Here is an 8784-nt window from a genome sequence, read left to right as displayed (position 1 = left end):
AAGCTGGTGAACAGTCTCAAGGGCTTCAGTTCCCGCTTCCTGCGGGCCGAGTACCCCGGCCGTACCAGCCGGATCTGCATGGGTTCCGTGTTCTGGGCACCCTCGTACTTCGCGGGGTCCTGCGGCGGCGCACCGCTGAGCATCGTCAAGGAGTACATCGAGAACCAGCAGCGGCCCGTCTGACCGTCACCCCGGAGCCGCAGAGCACTCCGCCGCTTCGCGGCTCCGGGTCAAGGATCGCAATCCCGCCCGGCCTAAAGGCCGGGATTCCCTGCGAAGAACAAGGGATGGTGGACTGCAGCCTCAGCACGCCGGTGCGGACGCTGCGGATCTTGGCCAGGAAGTCCTGCTCGTCGGTGCAGCCCAGGTGCGCGTACAACCGGTTGGCGAAGGTGTTCAGGGCGATCTTCTCGCCGTCCTGCTCGTGCTGCAGGCCCGTCAGGCCACGGTGGCCGTCGGGCTCGGGGTACCCCTGGAAGTAGCTGTAGATCTGGCCCGCGTGCGAAGCGGTGTCGATCCGCCCGGTGACGTCCGCTCCGTCCACGAAGGAAACGGTGTAGGTCAGAGTGGCATTGTTGACGAACATCGGTGCGGTGGTCACGGGTGCCTGCCTCCGTCGGCCTCAGGTCTGGAGGCCAGAGCATGACGGCGGCAGGTCGGCGTCGGATCGGCAACCGATTGCCGCGCAGGCGGCAACCGGCCGAGGGCATACGCCCCACCTCGGTGCTCCGCGGCGCCGGGCTCAGTACGGCAGCGCCCCCAGCACGGGAGCCAGCTCGCCGGTGACGTCCTTGACCTGGTTCAGCGGGCCGATCTGGTTGCCGCTGGCACCCATGTCCACGCCGCCCACCGCGGGGCCGGCGGCCGCAGGGTGGCTGTCGGCGTTGGCGCTCGGGGCGGTCAGGGAGGCCACCACGCCGACGGCCAGGGAGGCAAAGGCGAGCATGCTGCGCTTCTTCATGACGGTGTCAACGAGCGGCTCGGCACTTGGACACGGCTCCCGGTGGGCCCGGCGGCCCGGGTCGGGTGCGTCCGTGCGCGTGGACGTCCTAAGACCGGTAGAGCGGCGAGATGCGGATGCTCACCCGGCTCGGCACCTCGCTCGGCGAGGCCGCCCGGCACGCCGAGGCGATCCCGCCCCTGCTCGAAGCCCTGGCGACCAGTGCGGAGTTGGGCGACCCGGGCAACCGGATGCTGATCCTGGACCGGCTGGCGTAACGTTGCCACCGCGTTGAACAGCCTGGCCCACCTGCACGCCGCGCACGGGAGGACGCGGCGGCCCGGGACTGCTGCCAGGAGGCGCTGCCCCTGTTCACCGCGCTGGGCCGGTCCGAGTCCGCCGAGGTGCGCCGCCGCCTCGAGCCTGGACACCCCCGGCCGAGCCCAGTTGAGTTGACGCGACGTCAGGTCTGGTCGGGCAGCGCCTCGAACACCTGCGCCGACACCCGGGCTGCTCGTAGCGCCCCCGGGCTCCCGGCCCCCGCTCGCGCAGGAGCAAGAGCGCGAACGCGAAACGGCCACGGTCCCGCGCCTCCTCGTGCGGAGGCGTGGGACCGTGGCCGGTGAGCCGGTGAGCCGGTGAGCCGGTCAGCCGGTCAGCCGGTCAGCCAAGCTGCGGGATCAGCTGCCGAGGTTGTGGCCGCAGGCGTCGTCGACCTTCTTCGCGTCAGCTTCGATCTTGGTGCTCAGGTCGGCGCTCGGCGCGGTGCCGGTGCTGAGCGCGGTGTAGAGCTGCTGGTAGTCGCCGGCCAGCGCGGTGATCGCGCTCTTGGCGTCGGCGTTGCCGGCCTTGGCGGCGGCGGTGTTCAGCTGGTCGGTGGCGTTCTTGAGGTCGGCCTTGAGCGCGTCCGGGCTGCCCGAGTCGGCGCTCATCTTGTCCGAGGTGCTGGTCACCGTGCTGGTGGCGCTGGTGCAGCCGCTGTCGAGGGCCTTGGCCACCTTCGTGCCGACCAGCGCGAACACCGCGACACCGACCGCGATCGCGATCAGCGACACGATGAGGCCGATGATCGACATCACCTTGCCCTTGCCGGCCTTGTTCGACTTGGCCAGGCCGATGATGCTGAAGATCAGGCCGAGCGGGGCGAAGAAGAAGGCCAGGATCAGGCCGGCGACCGCGAAGCCGTTGCTGCCGGTCGGCTGGGCGACCGGGGCCGGGTAGCCGTACGGCTCCTGGGGCGGAACGCCGTAGGGCTGCTGCGGGGCGCCGTAGCCCTGCTGGGGCGAAGCGTCGTTCGGGGGTATGGACACGTCAATCCTTACTGGGACACGAGGATAGCCGCACAGGAATACCGGAACCTCGCAGTCCGACGCAACTCACCGTAACGAAAGCGGCCGGAGCGCCTGCCCCGACTGGGCTCGGCGCCCCGGCCGTTCCACCGCCCGCAGGACAATGGTTCGCCGACGAATGGTCAGGCGGCGCCCACCAGCGCCCCCGCCGCCTCGGCCGCCAGCCGGCCGCGGTCGATCTTGCGGTTGGAGTTGAGCGGGAACTCGACCAGGTGGCGGTAGTCGCGCGGCAGCATCCCGGCCGGCAGGATCTGCCGCAGCTGGCGGGCCAGCGCCGCGGGTGCGGTCACCTCGCCGGTGTAGAACACCACCAGCTCCACGCCGCCGCCCTCGGCCGGCCGGGTCACCGTGACCGCGTCCCGCACCCCGGCGCAGCCGCGCAGCGCGTGCTCGACCTCCGGCAGCTCGACCCGCCAGCCCTGGATCTGCACCTGGGCGTCGAGCCGGCCCAGGTAGGCCAGCTCCTCGGCGGGCAGCCGGCGCACCCGGTCGCCGGTGCGGTACCACAGGCGCCCGTCGTGCTCCAGGAAGCGGCCCGCGTCGTCGGCCGGGTCGAGGTAGCCGCGGGTCATCTGCGGGCCGGTGATGCACAGCTCGCCCTCGTACTCGGCGGTGCTGCCGTCCTCGGCCAGCAGCAGGTGCTGGTGGCCCGCGTGCACGGCGCCGATCGGCACGATCCCGTTGACGGCCAGCTCCGGCGAGGAGTCCGGGTCCCACCGGTGCGCGGTGATGGTGACGGTCAGTTCGGTCGGACCGTAGATGTTCTCCAGCGTCGAACCCGGCGCCGCCGCCTGCCAGTCGGCCGCGTCCTGGCAGCGCAGCGCCTCGCCGGCGAAGAAGCTCCAGCGCAGGCCCGGCAGCGCGCCCTCGCCCAGGCCGCCGAGCTGACGGATCAGCGCGATCGCGCTGGGGGTGGAGAACCAGACGGTGATGCCGTGTTCGGCGACGTAGGCGGGCAGTCCCCGGTAGGCCTGCACCGGGACGGCGTGCGCGGTGCCGCCGGCCCCCCAGGCGCAGAACAGGTCGAACATCGCGCAGTCGAAGTTGAGGTCGAAGGTCTGCGAGAAGACGTCCTCGGGGCCGAAGTCGTAGCGCTCGTCCAGCAGGTCGAAGTAGTGCTTGGTGCTGCCGTGGCTGATCGGCACGCCCTTGGGCCGGCCGGTCGAGCCGGAGGTGAAGAGCATGTAGGCGGTGGACTCGGACTCGACCGGGCGCGGCGCGGCCAGCGCCAGGGCCGGGTCCAGCTCGATCCGCGGGTACGGGTGCGCGGTGGCACCCAGCGGCACCAGGACGGGGACCGCCTGCTCGGGCATCGAGCCGGCGGCGAGCGAGGCCAGCCCCTGCTCGTCGGCCACCAGCACGTCCACGCCTGACAGTTCGAGCATCCGCCGGGTCCGCGCGGCCGGGAAGTCCGGGTGCAGCGGGACCACGGTGGCGCCGGTGTAGAGGCCGGCCAGGATGCCGAGGTAGGCGGTCACCCCCTTTGCGGCCAGCACCCCCACCACGCGCGGGGCCTCCGGGCGGGCGGCCAGCAGCGCGCCCGCCCAGGCGAGCGCCCGCTCGTGCGCCTCGGTGTAGGTCACCGAGGTCTGGCCGATCCGGATCGCGGCGCGCTGCGGCGACCGCGCCAGGCCGCGCAGAAATCGCTGGTAGAGCGCCGGGTCGGGCGTCTCGTTCATTCTTCCTCCGGGAAAAAAGAAAGGGGTCGAATAAGGGTGGCCGTCCGTTGCCACCCGCCCGGCGGCGCCCCTACGTTGGCACCCAGGAAGCACTGTGACTCACCGGGAGACGAAATCATGAGCTGGGACCAGCAGTTCGAGGACCTTCTGCGCAAATTCCTGCCGTTCATCGGAGCCGACGAGACGCTCACCGCGGACACCGACCTGCGGGACCTGGGCCTCGACTCGCTCGGGACCGTCGAGCTCCTGGCCCAGCTGGAGGAGCTGTACGGCGTCCGCTTCCTGGACGACGCGCTGAGCCTGGAGACCTTCGCCACTCCCGGCGTGCTCTGGAGCACGCTGTCCGACATCCGTGCGGCCGCCTGAACCGTCCGCGCCCAGTGCCCTTCCGGTCCGGTCCGGAAGGGCACTTGCGTGTGTCAGGCGAAGACTTCGGCGGGCCGGCGGCCCGGCCGCAGCGCGGCCCGCGGGTTGAGCGGGACCACGGTGAAGTTCCGGGTGGTCAGCCCGACCCGGCCGAACAGGCTGTCGGGCCCGGAGACGTAGACCGTGCCGACCTCCAGCCGGCGCAGTTCGGCCACCGCCTTGGGCCAGTTGACGGCCCGGGTGAACCCGTCCAGCAGCATGGTGCGCACCCCGTCCGCCGTGGTCAGCAGGGTGCCGTCCTGGTCCGCGACGACCGGGATCCGCGGGTCGGTGAAGTGCAGCTTCGCGAAGATCTGCTCGGCCACCTGCTCGCGCAGCGGCCCGAAGGCCGCCGAGTGCATCGGCGGACGCATCATGTACAGCGGCAGGCCGCCCAGCGAGCGGATCCGCTGCTGCAGGGATTCCAGCAGCCCCTCGCGCACACAGATCATGAAGAAGTCGTGGTCCACGTGGCAGGCGATGTCGTACCACTCCCCCTGCTCGGTCAGCTCGCCGAGCAACTGGTCGAGCTGCTCGCGCGGCACCCGGGCGAAGGACTGCACCACGATCTCGGTGTGCTCGCGGGCGAAGTACTCCTCCAGTGCCACCGCCCAGTCGGCGGTCATCCGCACCGCCTGCGGGAAGGAGAGCGCGCCCGACCAGACGGCCGCCGCCTTCTCCCCGAAACTCGGGCCGACCACGTAGTCGGTACGCATTCCGTGGGCGTCCTCGGCCCATTCGGCCAGCGCCAGGCAGTTCACCATGAACGCCACCTGGGCGGCCTCGGAATAGTCGCCCTCGGCGGTCCGGAAACGCTCCACCAGGTCGTACCCGAGCACCTCGTCGGCGATTCCCACCAGCCGCCGGGCGGCCGGATTGATCAGCATGAACTTCGCCACCTCCGAGAACGGGCACGGGCCCATTCCCGGAAAGACGATCGCGGTCGCCTCGCCCGCGCGTCGCTCGGTTGCCATCGCGTCTGTTCCTTCCGGTGGTGGTGCGCTCGCCTGCGCGTCGGCCGCCGCCAGGATGCCCGGGGCCCGCCGACCCCGGGCACCCCTAGCGGCCCCTGTCCGGTCACCCGGCCAGGGACTCCAGGTACTCCAGCAGCACGGCGCGGAACTCGGCCGGCTGCTCCAGGTGCGGCAGGTGGCTGGACCCCTCGAAGATGTGCCAGCGCACGTCCGGGATCAGGTCCTGGAACGGCTGCACGGTGACCGGCGTGGCCTCGTCGTACCGGCCGGACAGCAGCAGGGTGGGGACCGCGATCTGCGGGCAGTCCTCGATCACCCCCCAGTCCTTGAGGGTGCCGACCACGTGGAACTCGCTCGGCCCGTTCATGGTGAAGTACACGGTCGGGTCGTTGTAGATCTCGTAGAACGAGGCCAGGTAGTCCCGCGGCCACGGGTTGAGCCGGCAGACGTGCTTCTCGTAGAAGGAGCGCATCGCCGCGTGGTACTCGTCGCTGTCGGTGGTGCCCGCCGCCTCGTGCTTGAGCAGGGTCTCGTTGACCCCGGGCGGCAGCTGGTCGCGCAGCACCTTCATCTCGGCCAGCCAGAGCGGGTAGGAGGCCGGCGCGTTGGCGATCACCAGGCCGCGCAGGCCGGCCGGGCGGGCGGCCGCGTGCCGGGCCACCAGCAGGCCGCCCCAGGACTGGCCGAGCAGCACGTAGTTGTCGGCGATGCCCAGGGTGCGCAGCAGGTTGTCCAGCTCGTCCAGGAAGAGCTGCGGGGTCCAGAACTCGGGCCCGGCGTCCGGCAGGTGGCTCGAGCCGCCGTTGCCGAGCTGGTCGTAGTGGACCACCGGCCAACCCTGCTCGGCCAGTTCGGCCAGGTTCAGCAGGTAGTCGTGGGTGCTGCCCGGTCCGCCGTGCACCAGGACCAGCGCGGGCTTGCCGCTGCTCAGGTCTCCGGTGATGCGGAACCAGGTCTGGTGGGAACCGAACGGCACCGTTCCCTTGGCGCTCGGTGCGGGTGGCATGGCATCTCCTCGACGGTGGTGTGTTGGTGAGGGCGCATCAACTGGCGGCGGGCCAGTGGGTGGTCAGCCACTCCTCGATGGCCCGCCCGGGCAGCGCGGCGTTCTCCTCGATCAGGCTGAAGTGGTCGGCCCTGACCGGGACCAGGGTGTACTCGGGGTTCCACGGGCGGGAGATCCACTCGGCGTCCGGCTCGGCGTCCGGCACCTCGGGGAAGAACGAGCTGATGCACTGGATGTGCAGGCCCGGTACCCCGTCCAGCGGACCGAGGTCCAGGTGTGGGATCAGGCCGCCCCAACCGCCCATCGCCGACAGCCGGGTGGAGTCGAAGCCGCCGAAGGCGCCCTCCTTGTGGAACATCCCCTCCAGCAGCTGCTCCACCGGGCCGCCGCCCAGGTCGTTGACCTCGTAGGTGTCCAGCATCACCATGCCGGCCGGCTTCACCCCTGCGGTCTCGGCCAGGTGGCGGGCGGTCGCGTGGGCGAAGATGCCGCCGGCCGAGTAGCCCATCAGCACGAACGGCTCGCCCTCGGCCGCCTTCAGCACGGTGGCCGCCAGCAGGTCGATCGCGGCCTCCGGCGAGTCCGGCAGCGACTCACCCGGGTGGAATCCGGCCATCGGAATCGCGTAGACCGGGCGGGGCGTGGCCAGTTGAGAGACCACCCGCTTGTGCTGCAGCGCGCCGCTGGTGGCCATCGGCGAGCTCAGGCAGAGCAGCCGCGGGCCGGCCGGGCCGTCCAGCAGCCGCACCGGGCCCGGTGCCTCGGGGTACTCGGCGGCCGAGCCGAACCGCGGCCGGATCCCGGCCACCGCGCGCAGCAGTTCCAGGCCCTTCTTGGTCTGCCCGGACTGCACCGCGCCGCGGAAGATCTCGGTCAGCGTCTCACCGGTCGTCACCTCCGCCGGCGCCGCGCCGTCCGCGCTCGGCTGCTGCGCGTCCAGCACCGACCGCAGGTAGCCGGCCAGGCCGTTCGGGTTCTTGTTGTCGAAGACCACCATCGGCGGCAGCCGCAGACCGGTCGCCTCGTTCAGGCCGTTGCGCAGCTCCATCGAGGCCAGCGAGTCGAACCCCGCCTCCAGGAAGTCCCGCTCGGCGTGGACCTCGTCGGCGCCAGAGTGGCCGAGGATCCCGGCCGCCAGGGTGCGGACCAGCTCCAGCAGCACCTGCTCGCGCCCTGCCTCGTCCAGGCCCGCCAGCTTGCGCCGCAGCACGGCCGGGTCGGCGCCGCCCTTGGCACTGCGCCGCCGCGCCGCCGGGGCCAAGCCCCGCAGCAGCGCCGGCAGCTCGTCGGTCCGGGCGCGCAGCGCGGCCGGGTTGACGTGCAGCGGCACCTGCACCGGGTCCGGGGTGGCCAGCGCGGCGTCGAACAGGGCGAGCGCCTCCTCCACGCTGAGCGCCGGCAGCCCCTGCCGGGTGAGCCGCTGCAGGTCCGCCTCGCCCAGCCAGGCGCTCAGGCCCGCGTTGGTGTTCCAGAGGCCGTAGGCGAGGGCGGTGGTGGGGTGGCCGTTGGTGGTGCGGTGGGTGGCGAGGGCGTCGAGGTAGGTGTTGGCGGCGGCGTAGGGGCCTTGGCCGGCGGCGAGGACGAGGCCGCCGGCGGAGGAGATGAGGAGGAAGTGGTCGAGGGTGCGGTTGAGGGTGGCGTGGTGGAGGTGGTGGGCGGCGTGGGCTTTGGGGGCGAGGGTGTGGGTGAGGTGGTTTTGGGTGAGGGCGGGGGTGAGGGCGTTGTCGGCGGTGCCGGCGGCGTGGATGAGGGTGGTGAGGTGGGGGAGGGAGTCGATGAGGTTTTGGACGGTGTGGGGGTTGGTGATGTCGTCGGCGGTGATGGTGACGTTGGCGCCGAGTGCTTGGAGTTCTTGGAGGAGTTGGGGGGCGCCGGGGGCGTGGGGTCCGCGGCGGCTGGTGAGGTGGAGGTTGCGGGCGCCGTGGTGGGTGATGAGGTGGCGGGCGATGAGGGCGCCGAGGCCGCCGGTGCCGCCGGTGATCAGGATGGTGCCGTCGGGGTTGATGGGGGTGGGGGTGATGGTGTCGGTGGTGGGGGTCAGGCGGGGGATGTAGGTCTTGCCTGCGCGGATGGCGAGTTCGGGTTCGTCGGCGAGGATGCGAAGCTCGCTGTCGGAGGTGTCGGAGGTGTCGGTGTGGGTGTCGATGAGGTGGATGCGGCCGGGGTTTTCGGCTTGGGCGGCGCGGACCAGGCCCCAGACGGCGGCGTGGGGCAGGTTGATGGGGTTGTCGAGGGCGATGGCGTGGGTGGTGACGACGGCGAGGCGCTCGGTGGTGTCCTGGGCGAGGAAGGCCTGCAGGGCTGCCAGGGTGGCGGTCAGGGCGGTGTCGGGCAGTTCGTCGGCGGTGACCGGCACCCGGTACACCTGTGCCTCGACGCCGGCGCCGGTGGCCGGCACCTCCGACCACCCGATCCGGAACAGCGACTGCCC

At 71.7% G+C, this 8784-nt stretch carries 10 protein-coding genes; 3 read left to right on the top strand and 7 right to left on the bottom strand.

The window, feature by feature from the left end; genetic code table 11:
- Positions 1–183: transposase (locus tag C7C46_RS30880; protein WP_146259279.1), on the top strand; the 183-nt coding region annotated here is incomplete at its 5' end.
- On the opposite strand, the gene C7C46_RS30875 is transcribed toward C7C46_RS30880, so the two are convergent.
- Both C7C46_RS30875 and C7C46_RS30870 read right to left on the bottom strand, forming a co-directional pair.
- Entirely contained in the window at positions 146–601 is a 456-nt protein-coding gene (locus C7C46_RS30875) for a hypothetical protein (RefSeq protein WP_146259278.1), read from the bottom strand. The two genes, C7C46_RS30880 and C7C46_RS30875, sit on opposite strands and share 38 nt — an antisense overlap.
- A gap of 141 nt (positions 602–742) precedes the next feature.
- Positions 743–946 carry a hypothetical protein gene (locus tag C7C46_RS30870; protein WP_220040722.1) on the bottom strand — a complete coding sequence of 68 codons (204 nt, stop codon included), beginning with the start codon at positions 944–946 and terminating at the stop codon, positions 743–745.
- A gap of 125 nt (positions 947–1071) precedes the next feature.
- Between C7C46_RS30870 and C7C46_RS35445 the strand changes: the two genes are divergently transcribed.
- Entirely contained in the window at positions 1072–1218 is a 147-nt protein-coding gene (locus C7C46_RS35445) for a hypothetical protein (RefSeq protein WP_181442627.1), read from the top strand.
- Between the two features lie 402 nt (positions 1219–1620).
- On the opposite strand, the gene C7C46_RS30865 is transcribed toward C7C46_RS35445, so the two are convergent.
- Together C7C46_RS30865 and C7C46_RS30860 are read right to left on the bottom strand one after the other, a co-directional pair.
- A complete protein-coding gene (locus C7C46_RS30865) occupies positions 1621–2250 on the bottom strand; it encodes a DUF4190 domain-containing protein (protein ID WP_110673236.1) in 630 nt (209 codons plus the stop codon).
- Between the two features lie 161 nt (positions 2251–2411).
- Positions 2412–3968 (bottom strand): AMP-binding protein, encoded by a 1557-nt coding sequence (locus C7C46_RS30860; RefSeq protein WP_110673235.1) that lies wholly within the window; start codon positions 3966–3968, stop codon positions 2412–2414.
- A gap of 117 nt (positions 3969–4085) precedes the next feature.
- Here C7C46_RS30860 and C7C46_RS30855 point away from each other — a divergent pair, with 117 nt between their 5' ends.
- Positions 4086–4334 carry a phosphopantetheine-binding protein gene (locus C7C46_RS30855; RefSeq protein WP_110673234.1) on the top strand — a complete coding sequence of 83 codons (249 nt, stop codon included), beginning with the start codon at positions 4086–4088 and terminating at the stop codon, positions 4332–4334.
- Positions 4335–4387: 53 nt separating this feature from the next.
- Here C7C46_RS30855 and C7C46_RS30850 read toward each other — a convergent pair whose 3' ends face one another.
- The 3 genes from C7C46_RS30850 to C7C46_RS30840 all read right to left on the bottom strand — a co-directional run.
- The gene (locus tag C7C46_RS30850; protein WP_245985221.1) at positions 4388–5347 is read right to left on the bottom strand and encodes an ACP S-malonyltransferase; all 960 of its coding nucleotides are present in this window, start codon (positions 5345–5347) and stop codon (positions 4388–4390) included.
- 103 nt (positions 5348–5450) lie between these two features.
- On the bottom strand, positions 5451–6353 hold the full coding sequence (locus tag C7C46_RS30845; RefSeq protein ID WP_110673233.1) for a proline iminopeptidase-family hydrolase: 903 nt from the start codon (positions 6351–6353) through the stop codon (positions 5451–5453).
- 37 nt (positions 6354–6390) lie between these two features.
- Positions 6391–8784: type I polyketide synthase (locus tag C7C46_RS30840; RefSeq protein ID WP_146259277.1), on the bottom strand; the 2394-nt coding region annotated here is incomplete at its 5' end.

The sequence above is a fragment of the Streptomyces tateyamensis genome (genome assembly GCF_003205575.1).
In the GTDB taxonomy this organism is placed as follows: Bacteria; Actinomycetota; Actinomycetes; order Streptomycetales; family Streptomycetaceae; genus Kitasatospora; species Kitasatospora tateyamensis.
Note: the sequence above shows the minus strand (reverse complement) of the source record. Positions and strands in the feature narration are given on the sequence as shown.

Bases quoted from the DNA above. Each gene is read 5' to 3' on its own strand.
- C7C46_RS30870 (WP_220040722.1), bottom strand. From the start codon at position 946: ATGCTCGCCTTTGCCTCCCTGGCCGTCGGCGTGGTGGCCTCCCTGACC.
- C7C46_RS35445 (WP_181442627.1), top strand. From the start codon at position 1,072: ATGCGGATGCTCACCCGGCTCGGCACCTCGCTCGGCGAGGCCGCCCGG.
- C7C46_RS30860 (WP_110673235.1), bottom strand. From the start codon at position 3,968: ATGAACGAGACGCCCGACCCGGCGCTCTACCAGCGATTTCTGCGCGGC.
- C7C46_RS30855 (WP_110673234.1), top strand. From the start codon at position 4,086: ATGAGCTGGGACCAGCAGTTCGAGGACCTTCTGCGCAAATTCCTGCCG.
- C7C46_RS30850 (WP_245985221.1), bottom strand. From the start codon at position 5,347: ATGGCAACCGAGCGACGCGCGGGCGAGGCGACCGCGATCGTCTTTCCG.
- C7C46_RS30845 (WP_110673233.1), bottom strand. From the start codon at position 6,353: ATGCCACCCGCACCGAGCGCCAAGGGAACGGTGCCGTTCGGTTCCCAC.